The sequence below is a fragment of the Acidiphilium sp. 20-67-58 genome (assembly GCF_002255515.1).
In the GTDB taxonomy this organism is placed as follows: domain Bacteria; phylum Pseudomonadota; class Alphaproteobacteria; order Acetobacterales; family Acetobacteraceae; genus Acidiphilium.
The window spans coordinates 41198-61468 of sequence record NZ_NCAS01000012.1; the positions used below are offsets into that span (position 1 = coordinate 41198).

At 63.8% G+C, this 20271-nt stretch carries 17 protein-coding genes and 1 riboswitch; of the genes, 9 read left to right on the forward strand and 8 right to left on the reverse strand.

Going from position 1 to position 20271, the window contains the following annotated elements; all coding sequences use genetic code 11:
• Nucleotides 1-8: 8 nt before the first annotated feature.
• From B7Z76_RS06825 to B7Z76_RS06840, 4 genes are all read right to left on the reverse strand, one after another.
• Nucleotides 9-2369: a 3-hydroxyacyl-CoA dehydrogenase/enoyl-CoA hydratase family protein gene (locus B7Z76_RS06825; RefSeq protein WP_291342932.1), complete on the reverse strand. Its 2361-nt coding sequence runs from the start codon at nt 2367-2369 to the stop codon at nt 9-11.
• Complete coding sequence (locus B7Z76_RS06830; RefSeq protein WP_291342934.1) at nt 2369-3505, reverse strand: thiolase family protein; 1137 nt, start codon at nt 3503-3505, stop codon at nt 2369-2371. The genes B7Z76_RS06825 and B7Z76_RS06830 overlap by 1 nt, the downstream gene beginning before the upstream one ends.
• Nucleotides 3506-3529: 24 nt before the next feature.
• A complete protein-coding gene (locus tag B7Z76_RS06835) occupies nt 3530-3964 on the reverse strand; it encodes a MerR family DNA-binding transcriptional regulator (protein ID WP_174502954.1) in 435 nt (144 codons plus the stop codon).
• A 553-nt stretch (nt 3965-4517) separates the two neighbouring features.
• Complete coding sequence (locus B7Z76_RS06840) at nt 4518-4721, reverse strand: cold-shock protein (protein ID WP_007421600.1); 204 nt, start codon at nt 4719-4721, stop codon at nt 4518-4520.
• Nucleotides 4722-5034: 313 nt separating this feature from the next.
• Between B7Z76_RS06840 and fghA the strand changes: the two genes are divergently transcribed.
• A complete protein-coding gene (fghA, locus tag B7Z76_RS06845) occupies nt 5035-5886 on the forward strand; it encodes an S-formylglutathione hydrolase (RefSeq protein WP_291342940.1) in 852 nt (283 codons plus the stop codon).
• A gap of 25 nt (nt 5887-5911) precedes the next feature.
• On the opposite strand, the gene dnaA is transcribed toward fghA, so the two are convergent.
• The 4 genes from dnaA to B7Z76_RS06865 form a co-directional block, all read right to left on the reverse strand.
• On the reverse strand, nt 5912-7357 hold the full coding sequence (dnaA, locus tag B7Z76_RS06850) for a chromosomal replication initiator protein DnaA (RefSeq protein WP_174502956.1): 1446 nt from the start codon (nt 7355-7357) through the stop codon (nt 5912-5914).
• Nucleotides 7358-7930: 573 nt separating this feature from the next.
• Nucleotides 7931-8203: a 30S ribosomal protein S20 gene (gene rpsT, locus B7Z76_RS06855; RefSeq protein ID WP_174502957.1), complete on the reverse strand. Its 273-nt coding sequence runs from the start codon at nt 8201-8203 to the stop codon at nt 7931-7933.
• A gap of 237 nt (nt 8204-8440) precedes the next feature.
• Nucleotides 8441-9625, reverse strand: a complete 1185-nt coding sequence (gene metZ / locus B7Z76_RS06860; protein WP_291342942.1) for an O-succinylhomoserine sulfhydrylase — start codon at nt 9623-9625, stop codon at nt 8441-8443.
• 93 nt (nt 9626-9718) lie between these two features.
• Entirely contained in the window at nt 9719-10384 is a 666-nt protein-coding gene (locus B7Z76_RS06865; RefSeq protein WP_174502959.1) for a DsbA family protein, read from the reverse strand.
• Nucleotides 10385-10485: 101 nt separating this feature from the next.
• Here B7Z76_RS06865 and B7Z76_RS06870 point away from each other — a divergent pair, with 101 nt between their 5' ends.
• The 8 genes from B7Z76_RS06870 to B7Z76_RS06905 all read left to right on the forward strand — a co-directional run bounded on the left by B7Z76_RS06870 (nt 10486) and on the right by B7Z76_RS06905 (nt 20222).
• On the forward strand, nt 10486-11088 hold the full coding sequence (locus B7Z76_RS06870; RefSeq protein WP_174502960.1) for a TetR/AcrR family transcriptional regulator: 603 nt from the start codon (nt 10486-10488) through the stop codon (nt 11086-11088).
• Between the two features lie 88 nt (nt 11089-11176).
• Nucleotides 11177-11875, forward strand: a complete 699-nt coding sequence (locus B7Z76_RS06875; protein ID WP_174502961.1) for a glutathione S-transferase family protein — start codon at nt 11177-11179, stop codon at nt 11873-11875.
• Nucleotides 11876-11889: 14 nt separating this feature from the next.
• Nucleotides 11890-12573 carry a haloacid dehalogenase type II gene (locus tag B7Z76_RS06880; protein ID WP_174502962.1) on the forward strand — a complete coding sequence of 228 codons (684 nt, stop codon included), beginning with the start codon at nt 11890-11892 and terminating at the stop codon, nt 12571-12573.
• A 33-nt stretch (nt 12574-12606) separates the two neighbouring features.
• Nucleotides 12607-12816: riboswitch (cobalamin riboswitch) on the forward strand.
• Between the two features lie 105 nt (nt 12817-12921).
• A complete protein-coding gene (locus tag B7Z76_RS06885) occupies nt 12922-14919 on the forward strand; it encodes a TonB-dependent siderophore receptor (protein WP_174502963.1) in 1998 nt (665 codons plus the stop codon).
• Nucleotides 14920-15327: 408 nt separating this feature from the next.
• The gene (locus B7Z76_RS06890; RefSeq protein ID WP_291342944.1) at nt 15328-16563 is read left to right on the forward strand and encodes a branched-chain amino acid ABC transporter substrate-binding protein; all 1236 of its coding nucleotides are present in this window, start codon (nt 15328-15330) and stop codon (nt 16561-16563) included.
• A gap of 10 nt (nt 16564-16573) precedes the next feature.
• Entirely contained in the window at nt 16574-17503 is a 930-nt protein-coding gene (locus tag B7Z76_RS06895) for a branched-chain amino acid ABC transporter permease (RefSeq protein WP_291342946.1), read from the forward strand.
• Nucleotides 17504-17509: 6 nt separating this feature from the next.
• Complete coding sequence (locus B7Z76_RS06900; RefSeq protein WP_291342948.1) at nt 17510-19492, forward strand: branched-chain amino acid ABC transporter ATP-binding protein/permease; 1983 nt, start codon at nt 17510-17512, stop codon at nt 19490-19492.
• Nucleotides 19485-20222, forward strand: coding sequence for an ABC transporter ATP-binding protein (locus B7Z76_RS06905; protein ID WP_174502967.1), 738 nt, complete (start codon nt 19485-19487; stop codon nt 20220-20222). Before B7Z76_RS06900 ends, B7Z76_RS06905 begins: the two co-directional genes overlap by 8 nt.
• The last annotated feature ends 49 nt before the right edge of the window (nt 20223-20271 follow it).

The window sequence follows — 20271 nt, forward strand, 5'->3', positions numbered from 1 at the left end:
GTCTCGGTTCAGTTGCGCAGGGGTTTGCCGGTATCCAGGATATGCTTGATCCGCGCCTGGCTTTCCTTGGTGCGGAACAGGGCCATGAAGGCCTCGCGTTCAAGGTCCTTCACCGCGGCGACCGGCACCGGATCGATCATGTCGGTATCGCCGCCGGTGAGCACGCGCGCAAGATGGGACGATACTGTCACGTCATGCGGTGTCGCGACGCCCTTCTTGCGGAATTCCTCAACCGCCATGCCGAGGGCGACGCGTCCGGACGCACCCGGCAATTGCAGCGTTTCCGGCTCGGCCGGCGCATATCCCGCCACCATGGCGAGCGCCCGGGCCTTGGCATCGGCCAGCACGCGCTCGCGGTTCATGGTGATGCCGTCGCCGGGGCGGAGAAATTTCAGCTCCTTCGCCTCGGCGGCGGAGGTCGCCACCTTCGCGGTCGATACCATCTCGAAGACCTTCGCGACGGCGGGCATCGGACCGCGCGGCGCATCCTTCGCGGTCTGCCAGCGCGCCAGCATGGTGGCACAGCCGCCCCAGCCCGGAACCAGGCCAACACCGACCTCGACAAGCCCCATATAGGTTTCGGCATGGGCCTGAACGGCGTCGCAATGCAGCAGGATCTCGCAGCCGCCGCCCAGCGCCCGGCCGGATGGCGCGCCGACCACCGGGAACGGTGCATCGCGCAGCGCCTGCATCGCCTTCTGCCCCTCCTTCACCGTCCCCTCGATCTTGCCCCACATCCGGAGGTTGGCGGCGAAAATGGCGAGGCCGAGATTGGCGCCGACCGAGAAATTCTCCTTGCCAGGCCCGGCGCGCAGGTTCTCGCTGTAGATCACCAGCGCCTTGTGGGATTTCTGCACCAGCGCGACGGTCTTGCCGAGCAGTGCCAGAATGTCGCCATCGATCGAGTTCATGATCGAATGGAACTCGAAGCAGAGCACGCCGTCGCCAATATCCCACACCGAGGCGGATTTGTTCGTGAGCACCGGCTTGCGGCCGCGCTTCGCATCCTCAAGCAGCAGAACGCCGGGGGCGCGCCCGATCGGCCGGTAGCTGCCATCGGGCATGAAGCGCAGCAGGGCGGCGCCGTCCTCGCGGTAGAACGCGCCCTTGCCGAGTTTGGCGAGCAGCGGCGGGGTCGTCTCATCGAGATCGGCGAGATGCGATGCAACCCAGTCAGCGCCAAGCCGGTCGATCAGTTCGAACGGACCGTATTTCCACGTGTAGCCCAGCCGCATCGCGGCATCGACGGCGGCGATGTCGTCACCGATCTCGGGGATCAGCGAGGCCGCATAGGCCAGCACGCGGCCGAGCACGCCCCAGGCATAGCGCCCGTATTTCGACTTCGCACCGACGAGTTGCTTGAGATCCTTCTTCGCGTCCTTGACCTCGGCGATGTCGGGGCGGATGGAGGGCCGCCATTCCAGCCGGCCCTGCGCGGCCGCGGCGAGCGAAAGGGTCTCCCTCACGCGATCCTTGCCGCGCCCGCTGGAGCGGTAAAAGCCGCCCTTCCCTTTCTTGCCGGTATAGCCCTCGGCAATCATCGTCCCGAGGAATGGCGCCTCGCGGTTCATCCTGTGGAAGGCGTCGGTCTTCGGCAGCAGGCGGGCGAGCGAGGCATTGACATGCGGACCGAGATCGATGCCGACCAGATCCATCAGCCCGAACACGCCGGTCGAGGGAAAGCCCATCGGCTTGCCCATGATCGCATCCGCTTCCTCGATCTCGATTCCCATCTCCATCGCGAGGATGAGCGCAGTCTGGATCCAGTAGGTGCCGATGCGGTTGGCAATGAAGCCCGGTGTGTCGCGGCAGGGGATCACCGACTTGCCGAGCACGATATCGCAGAATTCGGTAATGCGGGCGATGGCGTCCGCGCTGGTTGCCGGACCAGTGACCAGTTCGAGGAGCCGCATGTAGCGCGGCGGATTGAAGAAATGGGTGATGACGAAATCCGGCCGGAGACTTTCCGGCATGTCCGTCATCAGTTCCGCAAGCGGGATGGTGGAGGTGTTGGACGAGATCACCGAACCTGGCTTTCGCACCTCCGCGAGGCGCCGATAGAGCGCCTGCTTGATGTCGAGCCGTTCGATCACGGCCTCGACGATCCAGTCGCATTCGGCAAGGGCGGCGAAATCGTCCTCGGTATTGCCGGGCACGATCAGCCGCGCGGCGCGGGAGGACATCAACGGCGCCGGCTGTGTGGTCTTCAGCCGCTCGATCGCCCGCCTCGCGATGGCGTTGCGGTCATCCCCTTCCTTCGGCACGATGTCGAGCAGGCGGACCTTGATGCCGGCATTGGCGATCTGGGCGGCAATCGCTGCCCCCATCACGCCGGCGCCGATGACGGCGACGGATTGGATCGCGCCCATCAGAGCGCCTCCAGAACCGTCGCGATGCCCTGGCCGCCGCCGATGCACTGGGTCGCGAGCGCGAATTTGCCGCCTTCGCGCCGGAGCAGTTGCGCCGCCTTGCCGGTAATGCGGGCGCCCGTTGCCCCGAGCGGATGGCCGAGCGCGATGGCGCCGCCATCGAGATTGACGCGCGCCGGATCGAGGCCGAGTTCGCCGATGCAGGCGAGCGCCTGAGAGGCAAAGGCCTCGTTGAGTTCAACGACGTCGAGCGCGGAAGCCTCGATGCCGGCGCGGGCGAGCGCCTTGCGCGAGGCCGCGACCGGGCCCATGCCCATGATGTCCGGCGCGCAGCCGGCCACCGCGACCGAGCGGATCCGTGCGAGCGGCGCAAGCCCGTGCTTGGCGGCGTAATCCTCCGAGCAGACCAGCACGGCCGAAGCGCCATCGGTCAGCGGCGAGGAGGTTCCGGCAGTGACGCTACCCTCGGCATCAAAGGCAGGCTTCAGCCCCGCCAAACCCTCACGCGAGGCATCGTGGCGGATGCAGCCATCCTCGGACACCGTTGCGCCGGCCAGCGAAATCGGCACGATCTCGTCCGCGAGCTTCCCCGCTTTCTGCGCCGCCGCCGCCTTGACGTGGCTGGCGAGGGCGAATTCCTCCTGCGCATCGCGCGAGATCTGCCAGCGCTTGGCCACGTTCTCGGCCGTCTCGCCCATGCCCATGTAAGCGGCCGGCATCTTGCCATACAGGGTTGGCGACGGCATCGGGTTGAACCCGCCCATCGGCACCCGTGTCATGCTCTCGATGCCGGCGGCGATGAACGCCTCTCCCGCGCCCATCGCGATGGCGCCCGCCGCCATGTGGATCGAATACATCGATGAGCCGCAAAACCGGTTGACCGTGGCGCCGGCAACACTGATCGGCAGGTCCGCCATCAACCCGATCAGGCGGGCCACGTTCAGCCCCTGCTCCGCCTCGGGAAAGGCGCAGCCGACGATCAGGTCCTCGATATCCCCCACCGCGACACCGCTGCGCGCCACGAGTTCCCGGACGACGGCCGCGGCCATCTCGTCGGGCCGGACCCGCGCAAGCCCCCCTTTTCGTGCAAGGGCGAATGGCGAACGTGCATAGGCGGCGATGACGGCGCTGGGCATTGATCTCGGACTCCTGTGCGAGGCTTATTTGGTCGACAGTTTCAGGGCATTTTCCGACTGCCGCTCGATATCGGCCAGCTCGGCCAGGCTCTGCTCGAGTGCCGCGCGCTGTTCCTGAAGCTTGGCGATGCGCTTGCGCACGGCCGCGAGAAGCTGACGCAACTGCGCGTGCTGTGTCGGATCGACGTCGTAGAGATCGAGGTAGTCCTTGATCTCGCGTAACGAAAAACCAAGCCGCTTGCCGCGCAGAATCAGCATCAGCCTGGCACGGTCACGCGAGGTGTAGACCCGGGTGGTTCCAGCGCGGCTGGGATTTACCAACCCCTTGTCTTCGTAGAAGCGGATGGTGCGCGCCGTCACGCCAAGCTGACGGGCCAACTGGCTGACCGAGTAAAGCGCATCCCCCTGCTGGCCGGCAGCCTCGTCCTCACGTTGATGACGTTCATGCAACGCGGCCATAGCCGGTCCAGTGGTAGTTCGTGAGGTCATTGATCGTCCTGTCGAATGATGAACGGCGGTCGCGGACAATACCATGAATGACCCGTTTCCATCTTTAACGATAACCGAATAATCATTACGTATAGGGCATGCTCTATACGATGTCGAGCAATTGTAAGCTGCTCACAAGCAAAAAAACGCCCTCATCCCGGTAAAATTTCGGCCATTCGTGCTACACAGCGCACGATACGATCGCAGAATGAACAATCAGATCACGAAAATGTCAGAATGGCTGGCCGCATGAAAGTTGGCAGCAATTGGCAGGAGAACTGACCATCACATGCATTGCCATCTTGCCGTGAGCGCACGATTCGGTATTGCGCCGCACCAAGCCGCCGCCTTTCTCCGGCCACCCCGCATGACCGGACAATGCGCCTGAGCGGCATGCAAGCATTCGGGAGGCCCGACCTGCGGGCGTCGGGCGAGGCCTGCGGAACCCCGGAAAGGATGGGGCGCTCAACAAAAAACGGGGCCCCGGAGGGCCCCGTCTCATAACCAAACCAGAACGGTAGGTTCAGACCGCCTTGAGGTTGGTAGCGGCTGCCTTGCCGCGTTCCTGAGTGACCTCGTAGGAAATCTTCTGGCCTTCATTGAGGCCCCGCATGCCGGCCGCCTGAACCGCCGTGATGTGAACAAAAACATCCTTGCCGCCATCCTGCGGCACGATAAAGCCGAAGCCCTTCGTGGTGTTAAACCACTTGACAGTGCCGATCGCCATTGTCGCGTCGTCGCTCCTAAGACAGACCCACCGTGCGACCGCCGCACGGCTCCAGAGGGACAACCGGGTTTTGGACGTCTTGGCCGTACGGAAACCCGTCTCGTGCAACAAGGCAAGCCAAAGTCGATTGCACGATTAATGACGCAGAAACCACCGGAACTGTCAACGCGAATAAATTCTCCGACGCCGGTTTTAAGCAAGATTTCGCAAAACAGCCGTTCAAATTCGATAAAACGCATAAGAGCCGCCTGCGATTGCCTTTCCGCACGCAGCGCGGAATAGTCTGGCGAACAAATCACGGGGGGATCGATACATGACGAACGCCACTGTTTTCGAGACGGTTTCGATACAGAAATGTTTTGGCGGCGTGCAAGGCGTCTATCGGCACCAGGCAAAGGCGACCGGATGTTCGATGCGTTTCGCCGTTTTCATGCCGCCTCAGGCTCAAATCGGGAAGGTTCCGGCGCTTTATTACCTGGCTGGCCTGACATGCACGGAAGAAAATTTCACGGTGAAGGCTGGCGCGCAGCGCGTTGCCGCGGAGCTTGGAATCGCCCTGATCGCGCCGGATACTTCGCCGCGCGGCCTTGGCTATCCGGGCGAGTCGGACGCCTATGATTTTGGCGTCGGCGCCGGGTTTTATGTCGATTCTACCGAGACGCCATGGCGGAATGGCTACAGGATGTATTCCTACATCGCGGACGAGCTGCCGGCATTGATCAACGCCGCATTTCCGGTCGATGCCGCTCGGGTCGGCATTTTCGGCCATTCGATGGGCGGCCATGGCGCCCTCACGATCGCACTCAAGAACCCGGAGCGCTATCGGTCCGTTTCAGCATTCGCGCCGATCGTATCGCCGATGCGTTGCCCCTGGGGAGAAAAGGCGCTGACCGGATATCTGGGAGCCGACCGCAAGGCCTGGCGCGATTACGATGCAACCGCGCTGATCGAGGACCGCGGCTGGGGCGGCCCGGCCATCCTGGTTGACCAGGGCACGGCGGATCCATTTCTTGAACGCGAACTCAAACCTGAATTGCTGCGGGAGGCCTGCTCGGCAAGGGGTGTAGCGCTCGAACTCCGCATGCAAGACGGGTACGACCATTCGTATTTCTTTATTTCGACTTTTGTCGAGGATCATCTCAGACATCACGCCCGTCATCTCTGACGGGTGCTGGCCGCCGGGCTTCTGATCAGACGGTCAGTATCCTGCGGAGCAATTCGACGTCCTCGGCGAAATCGGGGTCAGCGTCGATCAGTTCGGTAACCTTCGCCACCGCATGCATAACCGTTGTGTGGTCACGGTTGCCGAACTTCCGGCCGATCTCCGGGAGGCTGCGACTGGTCAGCTGCTTGGCAAGATACATCGCGATCTGCCGCGGGCGGGCGATGTTCCGCGCCCGGCGCGCCGACGACATTTCGCTGATCCTTATATTGTAGTGCTCGGCGACCTGTTTCTGGATTTCCTCAATCGTGATCTTGCGGTCGTAGGCGCGCAGGAGATCGTGCAACACCTCGTGCGCGGTTTCCAGGGTGACCTGACGCTCGAACAGATTGGCATGCGCGATCAGCCGATTCAGCGCGCCCTCGAGTTCCCGGACATTCGCGGTAATCTTTTGCGCAAGGAACTCCATCACCCGGCCGGGCACATTCACCCCCGCGCGGGCAGCCTTCGCCTCGAGGATGGCCAGCCGGAGTTCGTAGGTTGTCGCATGGACATCGGCGACCATGCCGCAGCCAAGCCGGGTGCGGAGCCGATCCTCGATCCCGGACAGGTCGGAAGGCGACTTGTCGGCGGAGACGATGATCTGCTTCCCGGAATCGACCAGCGCGTTGAAAGTATGGAAAAATTCTTCCTGCGTTCCGTCCTTGCCGATCAGGAATTGCAGATCGTCCACCATCAGGACATCGACGCTGCGCAACTCGTTCTTGAACTCGATCGTCGATTGCCGCCTGAGGGCACTGACGAATTTGTGCATGAACTTCTCGGCCGACATGTAAGCGACCGTGACGTTGTCCGAGCGCTGGGAGAGTTCCCATGCGATCGCGTGCATCAGATGGGTCTTGCCGAGCCCGACGCCGCCATACAGGAACAGCGGGTTGAAACCGGGCGTGGCATGTCCATCCGCAACCCGCCTCGCGCAGGCATACGCAAACTCGTTCGGCTTGCCGACCACGAACGTATCGAAAGTGAACCGGGGATCGAGCGGCGCGCTCATGTCCTGCCGGTCCTCGATCTCGCGGCGGGCGGCGGGCGGCTTTGCGGCCGCGCCCTTCACCTCGGCCTCGGCCAGATCGGGCGCGCGCTCGCTCATTCCCACCGGCTTCGTGCGGATATCGACGCGGCGCACCGCGGGATTTTCGGCCTGCCAGAAGGACGTCAGCAAACTGCCATATTCCTTGTTGACCCAGTCGCGCAGGAAGCGCGTGGGCAGCATGACGGTCACCTCATCGCCATCAAGCCCATGCAGAACGGCCTGACGTAGCCAGTTGCGATACTCGACCTCGCCGATCTCTTCCTGCAGGCGTCCCCGGACACGACTCCACTGGCTGGCCAGTTCATCCTGGCCAGCATCGCCGCGCGAACGCCCCGAAGACCGGGCTTCGCCCCCCTGATCCTGCCAAACCTGCGTGCTCAAGTGCCGCTCCCGTCCTGACTTCATCCCTGCACGACCGCATGACCGGCCTGCTATTCGGCCGCAAGAACCCGTATCCGCAATCAATGGTTGAACAAACCATCAAACGGATCAGTCATCGTCATCCATTCGTCATCCTGTGACCTGAAACTAGGCCAAACCCAGCGCCCTGCGCAAGACCCTATCGATTTGATTTTCTGCTGATATAATGTGCATCTTTAAATAATTGCCCATTAAATCAGGAGATTGATGAAGCCATTTGAAATCTGGCCGCATCACTTCCCGATAAAATCGCCAAAACGTCTTGCAATTAACGGTTGCAGTATATGTTGACGCGCTGTTGCGAAATACGATCAGCTAAACAATTCTGATCCGGGCGACAAACGCGTCCGAAAACGACAATTGGTAGACGAGATCAGCGACTTGTTTCATTCGCTGAGCGCATCACCGATTGCCGTTTAAGAGAAACAAGCTCGACTGGGCGAACTAGCCCAGCCAAAGCAATGGCTTGGTTTAAAGCCAATCAAGCGCTGACGATGTGAATTCGTCCGAAACAGACGAAACCCAGGCCCAGCCTCAGACGGGAGCAGAGAGCGCCTTCACGCGCGCCGACAGCCGGGACAGTTTCCGGGACACCGTGTTGGCCTTCAGAACGCCCTTCGTCACCGCACGCTGCAGTTCCGGCTGAGCGACCACGAACGCCGCACGCGCTTCCGCGTGATTACCCGACGCAAGTGCTTCCTCAACCTTCCGGACGAAGCTGTGCACGCGTGACCGGCGAGCCTTGTTGCGCGCAGTGCGAACAATGGTCTGACGGATGCGCTTCTGTGCCGATGCAATATTGGCCATGGACGAAAGATCTCTTCCAGTAAACGGAGCAAAAACCAACAGGCCGCAGCGCATGGTTGCTGCGGCCCGAAATCACGCATGTTGATATCCCCGGTCGGGTTGGGCGTCAAGCAGGGAAACCGCGCAATCCAGCGTCCGCATTCCGCGTGGCCCGATCACGAGGCGGCGGCAGAAACGCCTGCCCCAGCAGGAGCTGGTGAATAGACCGTTATCCGAACCTGCCGCCTCCATAACGACTTATGCCAGCGCGGCGAACGCCCGATCGAGATCGTCGATCAGGTCGGCGACATCCTCGAGCCCGACGGAGAAACGGATCGTCCCCCCGCCAATCCCGAGACGAGCGCGCTCTTCCGCAGGGATTCGAGAGTGGGTCGTGGTTTCCGGATGTGTGACCATCGATTTGGAATCGCCCAGATTATTTGAAATCGCGATCAGATCGAGCGCGTTCATGAAGCGGAATGCCGCTTCCTTGCCGCCCTCAAGCTCGAAGGTCACGAGCGTCCCCCCGGCGCTCATCTGCCGCTTCGCCAGATCAACCTGTGGATGGTCGGCCCGGAACGGATAGAGCGCCCGCCGCACATGACGCTGGCTTGCGAGGTGATCCGCGATGGTCGCCGTCGATCCTGACGCCTGGCCGACGCGAAGCGCCATCGTTTCAAGCCCCTTGAGGATGACCCAGGCGTTGAACGGCGAAATCGCGGGACCGGTATTGCGGGTGAAGGGCTGAAGCGTGTTCTCGATCCAGGCCTTGCTGCCCAGCACGGCACCACCCAGCACACGGCCCTGGCCATCCATGTGCTTGGTGGCCGAGTAGACAACGACATCGGCGCCGAATTCGAGCGGCCGTTGCAGCAGCGGCGTGGCAAACACGTTGTCCACCACCACAATGGCGCCGGCCTTGTGGGCAAGGTCGGCAACGGCGCGCAGATCGATGATCTCAAGCATCGGATTGGACGGTGTTTCGAGCAGGACCAGCGCCGCACCCGGCGCCAGTGCCGCTTCCCAGGCCGCGAGATCGCCTCCATCGACGAACACGCTCTCAATGCCGTAGCGCGGCAGCAAGGTCGAGACGATCCACGAACAGGAGCCGAACAGCGCCCGCGAAGCGACAACCCGGTCCCCGGCCTTCAGATGGGCGAGCAACGCGGCATTGACCGCGGCCATGCCCGTGGCGGTCGCGCGGCAGGCCTCAGCCCCCTCGATCGCGGCAAGCCTTGCCTCAAGCATGCTCACGGTCGGGTTGCCGAAGCGGGAATACTGATAGTGGGCAATCTCGCCTTTGAACGTGGCTTCCGCCTGTTCTGCGCTATCATAGACGAAACCGGAGGTCAGATAGAGCGCTTCGGCGTTCTCTGCGAAATTGGACCGGATCTGGCCTGCATGAACCAGAGTGGTCGCGGGGCGATAATGTCGTTCCTTCATGATCCGTCTATATCCTCCCCGCGTCGGACGGCAAGCCACAAGCCGGCATCCCCCATGCACTGCACGCGACGAAGGTCAGGCCTGGGACAGAGTTCAGATGGCGCGCCGTGCGCCTCCCGCGGGCAATTCCCTTTGCAGCCAGCGATCCAGCATCGGAATGATCCGCTTTGCCGGCCGAAACCCCTCAGTGACGACCACATACCGCCGATCCCGCCCCCTGGCGGCGACCAGGGTCGGGACGCCGGCGATGCCGGATTTCTGTGTCAGCGCGAAATCCTGCCGTGTCTCCACGCCAAGTTCGTCGGAACAGAGCATTTCCCGGAACGACTCCATGCGAAACCCCTGGCGCGCCGCGATTCCGGCCAGCACCACCGGATCCGTCACATCCTCGTTGCAGAGATAAAAAGAACGTTGGATGCTGGCCAGAAGAGTGAGCGCGTCCTCCGCCGAGCGGCGGCGTGCCGCGACGATGGCACGGCACGCCGGCTCCGTATCGTAGACGAAGGCTGAGCGGTCGAAGAATGCGTCATCGAAGGATTGCCCGGATGCTTTCCGCACCCGTTCCCAGTGCGCGGAAGTCAGGCTTTTCGCAGCGGCATCCATGGGGACACGCATTCCCGGCAGAAGGCCACCGACAACGATGCGGATGCCCAGACGGCGAGAATATCGTGCGCGGATCGCATCGATAACCGGCGCGAACCCCCAACACCATGCGCACATAGGATCAATAAAGTAGACGAGGTCGGCTTCATATACCATATGTCACATTATGTGTATCACCCAGCAGCGTCACATGGGTTGTTTTATAATGATCGGTTTATTATAATGGAAACGAAAATGCAATCGAGCTCAAGTGTAACATGCCACGCCCACGCCTCCTGACTGACGATGACGTTCTCGACCGCGCCATTCCGGTCTTCAGACAAAATGGCTACGCGGGAACCTCGCTCAGGGATCTTACCGAAGCGACGGGCCTCAGCGCGGCGGCGCTGTATCACCGGTATGGCGACAAGGACGGCCTGTTCCGCGCAGCGCTCGAGCGGTATGCCGATGACGGGTTGACCCCCGTTCTCGAACAGCTCGCCGAACGCACTGACCCGATCGCCTCGATCGCTGATTTTCTCGGCCTGATCCGAGATCATTCGCGGGACGATCCGCTGCATCTCGGATGCCTCCTGGTGAACACGGCGATGGATGGCGGCCCGCTGTCCCCGGAGGCCCGGACGATCGTCGGGACGCGCCTCGCCGGGGTTCAGCAGTTTTTCCACGAGCGGCTTGAACATGCGAATTCTGCCGGACTTTTGCCGGCCGGCATGAATACCGCGACGCAAGCCGAGTTGCTGCTGGGGACCGTCGTCGCGTTGCGCACCTTCGCGCGGCTCGACCCTGATCCTGGCCGTCTTGACCGCCTGGTCGAGGATGCAGTGAGCCGGCTCAGGAGACCCGCGCCCGCGGCTGCATGAACAGCAGACACCACCCAAAAAAGCCCGCCGACAGTAACCGCCGGACCTGCGGTGTTTGCTGTGCGGCCTGCCGTCAAGGAGACCCTGAATGCGTGAACCCCTGAAACTTTACGATCTCGCCGGCGCCGACGAGCGCGTGCGCTTCAGCCCCAATTGCTGGCGCACCCGTTTCGCGCTGGCGCACAAGGGTCTGCCTTGCGAGACCGTGGTCTGGCGGTTCATGGAGAAAGACGCCATCGCGTTTTCCGGCCAGGGCAAGGTGCCCGTGCTGGTCGACGGCACCCGGAACATTCACGACAGCTGGGCTATCGCGCTTTACCTCGAGGATACCTATCCCGACCGTCCCAGCCTGTTCGGCGGCGCGGTCGGCCGCAGCCTCGTCCGCTTCGTCAACCAGTGGACCAGCGAAGCGGTGCATCCCGCAATCGCGAAAGTGGTGCTGCCGGACCTTGTGGACATCCTGCACGAGGGTGACCGCGACTATTTCCGCTCGACCCGCGAGGCCGCGTTCGGCACCACGGTCGGGGCGCTGCGGGCCGCACGCGAGGAAAATCTCGCCACGCTCCGCGCCACCTTGCGCCCGCTGCGCAGCACGCTGGCGGATCAGCAATTCCTTGCCGGCGACGCGCCGAACTATGCCGACCATGTCGCCTTCAGCGCTTTCCTCTGGGCGCATGCCTCGACCCCGGTAAAGATCCTCGCCGAGGATGACACGCTGCACGCCTGGTGCGACCGCATGTTCGACGCTTATGACGGGCTGGCCCGCGTCCTGCCGGCCGCCGCCTGAACGGGAGGATTTCGATGTCCGCAATCCAGGGTGTCCGCGCCTGCGTGTTCGATGCCTACGGCACGCTGTTCGATTTCGGCTCCGCTGTCGCCCGCTGCCCGGATGTGCCGGAAGACCGCCGCGCGGCGCTGGTGACACTCTGGCGGGACAAGCAGCTGCAATACACGTGGCTGCGCAGCCTGCAGAACCTCTATACCGATTTCGAAACCGTCACCGCCGACGCGCTCGATTTCGCGCTGGAGGCGACCAGCCTCGCCGACCCGAAGCGGCGCGAGGCGTTGCTCGCACTCTACCGCATCGTCTCGGCCTATCCCGAGGTGAAGGCAACGCTGGGCGCCCTCAAGGCAAAGGGCATCGCCACCGCAATTCTCTCGAACGGCACCCCTGCGATGCTCGCCGCCGCCATCGCCCATGCCGGGATCGGCGACGTGCTCGACCATGTGCTGTCGGTCGAGGCGGTGGGCGTGTTCAAGACCGATCAGCGTGTCTACCAGATGGTGCCGGCGCGCCTTGGGGTGGAACGCAAGGAGGTCTGCTTCGTCTCCTCCAATGGCTGGGATGCGTATGGCGCCTCGGCCTTCGGCTTCCGCGTCGCCTGGTGCAACCGCGCGAAACAGCCGGCGGAGCGGCTGCCCGGCGCGCCCGATGCCGTTCTCAGCGATCTCTCCGCCCTGCCCGGCCTGCTCGGCCTCGACTGAACCAGCGCTTGCGCCGCCAGCCCCGGTGGCGCTACAGCTTGATCAGGAATCGGTGGCCCGCAAGGGCTGAAACGGGAACGCAGAAGGGTGGTTTGTCGCCCCGTCTGCGGCTGCCCCCGCAACTGTGAGCGGTGAGGCGCGTTCATCCGGGCCATTGCGAGGGGGCACAGACCCGCCCGCGAGAAGGCCGAGCGCGCTGTTGACCCGCGAGCCAGGAGACCGGCCAGTTCCGAGACCATGCGCGCGCGTCCGGGCGGGGTGAACCGGGAGCGAAGGGTGAAGTCCCGTAGCCTTCGGTCGCCCTTATGGCAGCGCCCGCCCCGCCGGGTGCCGGACCGGAGTTTTTCCATGCGCGACTCCGCGCGATATCGTTTTTTCGTTCCCCTCGCCTTGTGCGGGGCTGTTGCCAATGCACACGCCCAAAACGCGCAGCTGCCCGCCGGCACCGTGCCGATCGAGACGGTTACCGCCTCCTATGTGCGGACGCCCATTGCGGATACCCCGGCATCGGTCACGGTCATCACCGCGGCCGCGCTGCGCCAGCGCGGCGTGACCACCCTCGTCCAGGCGCTCGACACGGTTCCCGGCCTGAACGTGGTGCAACTGGGTGGGCCTGGCGCCCAGACCTCGGTCTTCATCGACGGCACCAATTCCGAAGACGTGCTGGTGCTGCGCGACGGCGTGCCGGTGAATGATCCCTCGGTGGCCAACGGCGCGTTCAATTTCGGCAATGCCGGCATCGGCGATATCGCGCGGATCGTGGTGGTCCGCGGCCCGATGTCCAGCCTCTACGGCTCGGGCGCGATCGGCGGCGTCATCAACCTGATCAGCAAGCGTGGCCATGGCGCACCGCATGTCGATTACGACATCGCCGGGGGCTTTCCCGGCCAGGGCGAAGGCAGCGTTACCCTCTCCGGCCAGAGCGGCAAATTCGATTATGCGATCACAGGTTCGCTCATCGAACAGGCCGGGTTCGACGCGACGGCGCGGCGGCTTGCCGTCTATGCCGCGCATCGCGACCCGTTCCGCTACAAGCTCGGCGCCGTCAATCTCGGCTACACACCCATCGCCGGCACGCGGATCTCGCTGATCGTCCGCGCCCGGCAGACCGGCACCCAGTATCCCGATCTCGGATATCCGATCTTCGACGACCCCTATGAAAACAGCTACGATTCGAATGTTTTCGTCCGCTTCGGCGTGAAATCGCACCTGTTCGACAACCGGCTGACCACCGAACTCGACATCGCCCATATCCAGGACGACCGCCGCTACCTCACCCTGCTCGATCCCGCCGACCCCAACCAGTTCGCCGGCGACAGCGGCTATCGCGGCGACCGCACGGTGATCCAGTGGAACAACGTGATCCGCCTGCCGAATTTTGGCCCGATGACAGACCCGACGCTCGTCGCCGGCATCGAGACCACGCATGATACGGCGATCGAGAACTACAATGCGAGCTTTGGCGGCTTTCCCTACCTCTCCAGCCTCGCCGCCTCGCAATCCATCACCGCGGGGCATGTCGGCGCGCAGGCAACCATCGCACGTCGCCTGTCAGTCCAGGGCGCCATCCGAGGTGACTCGGTCAGCGGCTACGGCACCGTGGTGACGGAGCGCGGCGGTCTCGTGCTGGCCCTGCCCGAAATCGATACGCGGCTGAAGGCCTCGGCGGGCAGCGGCTTTCTTGCCCCCTCGCTCTACGACCTGCACGGCATCGACAGCTACGGCTATCACGGCAACCCGAACCTCCACCCCGAACACTCGGTTGGCTATCGGTTCGGCTTCGAAACCGTGCTGCCCGCCTTCGGCATGCCTGACGCAGTGACGCTGCAGATGAGCTATTTCCACCAGGATATCGCTAACCTGTTCCAGTATACTTCCCTGCCTGATGGCACCAGCACGGAGGAGAACGTCGCTCGCGCCCGGATTCACGGCATCGAGGCTGGCATCGGCTTCGCGCCGACCCGCTGGCTCTCCGGCCGGATCGACTATACGCGCACCATCGCCCGCGATGTCGCGACCCGGACGGCCCTTCTGCGCCGGCCGGATAACGCCGGATCGCTTACCCTCTCGATCCACCCGATCCCGGCGCTGTCGATCGAGCCCGCCATCCGCTATGTCGGCCGCTTCTCGGATTACCTCTACGCCAATTCCGGCTATCCGACTGGCACCGGCCTGGCCCGGCCCGGCACGATCGCCAATCTGGCGGTCAACTACCGCGTCAGCCGGGCCCTCACTCTTTTCGCGATCGGCCGCAACCTGACCAACTCCCCCTTCGAGCCGGCAAACGGTGTGCAAATCCCCGGCCAGAATTTCCTGTTCGGCCTGAGAGGCACGATCGGCGGATGATGTGACAGCTCGGTTCAGGCGGCAGCATAAGACATATTCGTGAAAGACATATGTTGCGATGCACAAAAAACTTGAAACGGGCACCGGAACGGACATATAGTGCATCGCAGCAAACAACACGTTGTTTGCTTTCTTGGACGTTTCCTCCCTAAACTTGGCGGCCTTATGGCCGCCATTTTTTTTGGCCGATCTGCCCACACCCATCCAGAACACTTTCCGATCCTTCCGGATCGGATGCATCGCTCTATCATATCGATAAAAAACATCCTTATCCGATCAGATGGCTCCATCTGATCGGATAAGGGCGCTCTGGCGTGATCCCATCCGGAAAAAACCGCTTGCCTTCGCTTTGGAGCCGGTTACTCTGTGCATGGCAGATATATCACAAAAGCAAGAAGGATGGGACAAATGGCACTTTCAAGGCGCAATGCTCTGCGGGGCGCGGCAGGCACGGTTCTCCTCGCCTCGGCAAGTCCCATCGCCCGGGCGGGCGACAAGGTCTATCACATCGGGATCACCCTGCCGCTGACCGGCGCCGACGCCGAGGCCGCGCATCTGATCCTTCACGGCGCGCAACTCGCGATCAAGCTCGCCAACCAGAGCGGTGAACTCGGCGACATCCGGCTCGAACCGATGGTGCTGAACAACGCGACCGCGACCGCCGGCCAATACGACCCCGCGCAGGCCGCCACCAACGCCCGCAAGCTGGCCGGGACGCACACCGTTCTCGCCAATGTCGGGCCCGAGATGAGCGGCTCCGGCAAGGCGATGGCGCCAATCCTCTCGATGGCGAATCTGGCCACCATCACCCCCTCCTCCACCGCCCCCGACATCACCAGCCCGACCTATGCCGGCGAGTTCGATCCGGGCGGCAAGCCGATCTATTTCCGCACCGTGACGACCGATGCCTATCAGGGCCCGAACATGGCGAATTTCTATGCAGAGGTCCTCAAGGCAAAGAGCGTCTACATCCTCGATGACAGCGGCGCCTATGGCGTCGGCCTCGCCAACGCCTTCGAGGCGCAGGCGAAGAAGAAGGGCATCAAGGTCCTCGGCCGCGACAGGCTGGATCCCAAGGCCGCGGACTATTCCGCCGTGCTGACCAAGATCGCCGCGACCAAGACTGCCTCGCTCTATTATGGCGGCACGATGCAGGCGGGTGTGAAGCTGGTGAAGCAGAGCTACCAGATCATTCCGCACGTCATCAAAGGCGGCGGCGACGGCATATTGAGCCCCGAGATGATGACGGCCGCCGGCTTCCCCGCCGCCGAGGGCTGGTATGGCACCAACGCCTCGCCGCATGTGGTGGACGACCCCAAGCTCGCAAACTGGGTCGCGCTCTATACGAAAACCTACGGCGTGGCACCTGATGACTACGCGATCACCGGCTATGACGCAGCCCTCGTCGCCATCGCCGGCATCAAGACGGGGCAGAAGGCCGGCAAGCCGCTCACCGCCGCAAATGTGCGCGACGCGATCGCGACCGTGCATGTCAACGGCTTGCAGGGGCCGATCAGCTTCGACAAGTATGGCGACATGACCAGCCATGTCGTCGCCGTGTTCCAGTTCCACCATGACAAATCCGCCCCGCTCGGGGACCTGAACAAGCAGATGCGATACGTCGGCGTGGCGCCGCAGAACTGACGCGGCGGCCATGACCGGAACGGCGGTTTTTTTCCAGCAGCTCGTGAACGGGCTGAGCCTGGGGGCGATGTATTCGTTGCTCGCCCTCGGGTTCACGCTCGTCTACGGTATCCTGGAGCTGATCAATTTCGCGCATTTCAACGTGTTCATGGTGGGGGCGTTCGTCGGCCTCATCGTGCTGCAATGGTTCGGCCTGCAGGGCCAGTCGGTGGTGCTGCACGGCGCCCCGCTGGTGCTGTCGCTGCTCGCAGCCCTCGCGGTGACAATGGTGGCCTCCGGGGTGCTCGGCGTCGTGATCGAGCGCTACACCCTGCGGCCAATGCGCAACGTGCGCGGGCCGATGGCGATGATCACCACGATCGGCGTCTCCTATATCCTGTTCAACCTCGTGCTGCTGCTCACCAACGCGCAGGCGCTGAACTACCCCGACCCGATGCCGAGCATCGACTATCATCTCGGTGGGGTGACGATCCGCCTCAAGGCGGTGATCATCTGGATCGTCGCGGCGGTGCTGATGTGGGGGCTCAACCTGTTCGTCAGGCGCTCTCGCCTTGGCAAGGCGATGCGCGCCGTCGCCCAGGACGCCGAAGCCGCGCGGATGATGGGCGTCGAGGTCGATCAGGTGGTGATGATCGCCTTCTTCGCCGGCTCCGCCCTGGCCGGCGCCGCCGGGATGATCTTCGGCCTCTACTACAATTTCACCCAGTACAGCATCGGCTACACGGCGGGGCTGCGCGCCTTCACCGCTGCCGTGCTCGGCGGCATCGGCAACGTGCCGGGGGCGATGGTGGGCGGCCTCCTCATCGGCCTGATCGAGACGATCAGCAGCCAGTACATCGCCACGAAATGGGCCGATGTGATCATCTTCTCGATCCTGATCCTCACGCTGGTCTTCCGCCCGGCCGGCCTGCTCGGCGCGCAGTCGCCCAACCGCTCGTAGGCGGCGATGAAGCGCCTCGCCCTGCTTTCGCCCCGCCAGCGCCAGGCGCTGTTCGCAGCCCTGCTGATGGTGCTCCTGCTGCTGCCCTTCCTTGGCATCGGCCAGGCGAATATCGACGTCGCGGCGAATAGCTGCGCCTATGCGGCGCTGGCGCTCGGCCTCAACATCGTGGTCGGCTTCACCGGCCTGCTCGATCTCGGCTATGCCGCCTTCTTCGCCATCGGCGCCTATGCCTATGGCATCCTGAACTCGTTCCAGCTCCACCCGCACTGGAGTGCCGCCTGGGCGCCGCTCGCCGCGATCGGCTTCGTCGCGAAGCTCGGCGCGGGGGCGGCGGCAACGGTGCATTTCACCTTTCCCTTCTGGCTGATGCTGCCGGCCTCTGCCGTCATCGCCGCCTGTTTCGGCATGGCGTTCGGCGCGCCGACGCTGCGGCTGAAGGGCGACTATCTCGCCATCGTCACCCTCGGCTTCGGCGAGATCGTGCCGATCGTGGCGCGCAACTGGTCCTCGCTCACCAACGGCGCCGAAGGGCTGAACGGCGTCGGCCCGCCGGTGCTGCTCGGCTACCGCTTCGGCATCAACGCGACACCTTATTACTATGTCGGCCTCGGCCTCGTGCTGCTGCTGCTGTTCATCTCGCTGCGCCTGAAACCCTCGCGGATCGGCCGAGCCTGGATGGCAGTGCGCGAGGACGAGATCGCCGCCGGCGCGATGGGCGTGCATACCACGCGGCTGAAACTGCTCGCCTTCGCCATGGGCGCCGGGTTCGCCGGCATGACCGGCACGTTCTACATCGCCAAGCTGCAGACCGCGACGCCGGACATGTTCGATCTGCCGGTCTCGATCATGGTGCTGGTGATGATCGTGCTCGGCGGGCTGGCCAGCGTCTGGGGCGCCATTCTCGGCGCGGTGCTGCTCGAATTGCTGCAGGCCTGGTTCCTGCCCGCCCTGTCTGGCTGGGTGCAGGGGCTCGGCAACGCGATCCACTCGCCCTTCCTGCAGAATCTCCAGCTCACCTCGGCCTCGGAACTGATCTTCGGCATCATCCTCGTGACCATGATGCTCTACCGACGGGACGGGCTCGTTCCGGTCGGCCGGAACGAGGTGCGGCTGAGCTACGAGCAGCAGGACGCCGCCGTCTCCCGCGGTGCGGCCCCGGCCGTGGCCAGGCTGCGCGCCGGGCTCGCCGAGGCCGCCACCGACGCGCGGCCCGCCGTGCTCGAAATCCGCGACCTTACAGTGAAATTCGGCGGATTGACCGCGCTGAAATCGATCTCGCTCGATGTCCCGGCGGGCAGCATCGTCGCCGTGATCGGACCGAATGGCTCGGGCAAATCCACCCTGTTCAACAGCATCACCGGCCTCGTGAAACCCTCCGCCGGCGTGGTGCGATTCGCCGGACGCGATCTGCTGGGCCTGCGGCCGGACCAGGTGCTGCGCGCCGGCGTCGCCCGCACGTTCCAGAACATCCGCCTGTTCCCCAACCTCACGGTGATGGAAAATGTGCTGATCGGCCAGCACAGCCATCTCTCCGCCGGCGCCGCCGGGGCTGTCCTCGGCCTGCCCCGTGTGCGCGCCGAAGAGCGTGAGGCGCGGCAATTCGTGCTCGAATTGCTGGCGATGTTCGGCAACCGCCTGGTGCCGCGGATCGACCAGGGCGTGGCGCAGCTCTCCTACGCCAATCGCCGCCGTGTCGAAATCGCCCGCGCCCTCGCCTCGCGCCCGCGCCTGCTGATGCTCGACGAACCCACGGCGGGGATGAACCCGGCGGAAAGCCTCGAACTCGCCGAACAGATCGCCGCCTTCCGCGATTTCGGCCTCACGATCCTGCTGGTGGAGCACAAGCTCGATGTTGTCACCCGCCTGGCCGACAACGTGATCGTCCTCGACCATGGCGAGAAGCTCGCCGAGGGACGCGCCGAGGAGGTGCGGCGGAACGAGGCGGTGATCGAGGCCTATATCGGCCGGGGCGCGGTCGATGCCTGAGGAAACCCTGCTCGAATTCGCCGGCGTGCACACCCATTATGGCGACCTGCACGTGCTCAAGGGCGTCGATTACACGGTCGCACGAGACGACATCGTGGTGCTGCTCGGCGGCAATGCCAGCGGCAAGTCGACCACGATGAAGACGATCATGGGCACCGTCACCCCCTCGCAAGGCGAAGTGCGCTTCCGCGGCACGCCGATCAACCGGCTCAGCACCTCCGAGCGGGTCAAGCGCGGCATCGCCCCGGTGCTCGAAGCCCGGCGGCTGTTTCCGCGCATGACGGTCTACGAGAATCTCGAAATGGGCGCCTATACGCGCAAGCGCGGCCCAGATTTCGACGAGGATCTCGAACGCGTCTACGAGCTGTTCCCCCGCGTGAAGGAACGCCGCCACCAGCTCGCCGGCACGCTCTCCGGCGGCGAGCAGCAGATGGTCGCGATCGGCCGCGCGCTGATGGCTCGCCCGGCGCTGATCTGCATGGACGAACCCTCGATGGGCCTCTCGCCGCGCTTCGTCGAGATCGTGTTCGGCATCATCCAGACCATCAACCGCCAGGGTGTGGCGATCTTCATGGTCGAGCAGAACGCCCACATGGCGTTGCAGATCGCCAGCCGCGGCTACGTGCTGCAGACCGGCCGCGTCGTGCTCTCAGGCCCCGCCGCCGACCTCGCCGCCAACCCGGCGATCCGCGAGGCCTATCTCGGCGAGCTGCAGGTGGAGGACAACTAGCCCGGCAGCAGCACGTTAGAGCACTTTCCGATCCATCAGGATCGGATGT

Bases quoted from the DNA above. Each gene is read 5' to 3' on its own strand.
- metZ (WP_291342942.1), bottom strand. From the start codon at position 9,625: ATGAAGGAACGACATTATCGCCCCGCGACCACTCTGGTTCATGCAGGC.
- B7Z76_RS06885 (WP_174502963.1), top strand. From the start codon at position 12,922: ATGCGCGACTCCGCGCGATATCGTTTTTTCGTTCCCCTCGCCTTGTGC.
- B7Z76_RS06840 (WP_007421600.1), bottom strand. From the start codon at position 4,721: ATGGCGATCGGCACTGTCAAGTGGTTTAACACCACGAAGGGCTTCGGC.
- B7Z76_RS06905 (WP_174502967.1), top strand. From the start codon at position 19,485: ATGCCTGAGGAAACCCTGCTCGAATTCGCCGGCGTGCACACCCATTAT.
- rpsT (WP_174502957.1), bottom strand. From the start codon at position 8,203: ATGGCCAATATTGCATCGGCACAGAAGCGCATCCGTCAGACCATTGTT.
- B7Z76_RS06830 (WP_291342934.1), bottom strand. From the start codon at position 3,505: ATGCCCAGCGCCGTCATCGCCGCCTATGCACGTTCGCCATTCGCCCTT.
- B7Z76_RS06865 (WP_174502959.1), bottom strand. From the start codon at position 10,384: ATGGTATATGAAGCCGACCTCGTCTACTTTATTGATCCTATGTGCGCA.
- B7Z76_RS06835 (WP_174502954.1), bottom strand. From the start codon at position 3,964: ATGGCCGCGTTGCATGAACGTCATCAACGTGAGGACGAGGCTGCCGGC.
- fghA (WP_291342940.1), top strand. From the start codon at position 5,035: ATGACGAACGCCACTGTTTTCGAGACGGTTTCGATACAGAAATGTTTT.
- B7Z76_RS06870 (WP_174502960.1), top strand. From the start codon at position 10,486: ATGCCACGCCCACGCCTCCTGACTGACGATGACGTTCTCGACCGCGCC.
- B7Z76_RS06880 (WP_174502962.1), top strand. From the start codon at position 11,890: ATGTCCGCAATCCAGGGTGTCCGCGCCTGCGTGTTCGATGCCTACGGC.
- B7Z76_RS06900 (WP_291342948.1), top strand. From the start codon at position 17,510: ATGAAGCGCCTCGCCCTGCTTTCGCCCCGCCAGCGCCAGGCGCTGTTC.
- B7Z76_RS06875 (WP_174502961.1), top strand. From the start codon at position 11,177: ATGCGTGAACCCCTGAAACTTTACGATCTCGCCGGCGCCGACGAGCGC.
- B7Z76_RS06890 (WP_291342944.1), top strand. From the start codon at position 15,328: ATGGCACTTTCAAGGCGCAATGCTCTGCGGGGCGCGGCAGGCACGGTT.
- B7Z76_RS06825 (WP_291342932.1), bottom strand. From the start codon at position 2,369: ATGGGCGCGATCCAATCCGTCGCCGTCATCGGCGCCGGCGTGATGGGG.
- B7Z76_RS06895 (WP_291342946.1), top strand. From the start codon at position 16,574: ATGACCGGAACGGCGGTTTTTTTCCAGCAGCTCGTGAACGGGCTGAGC.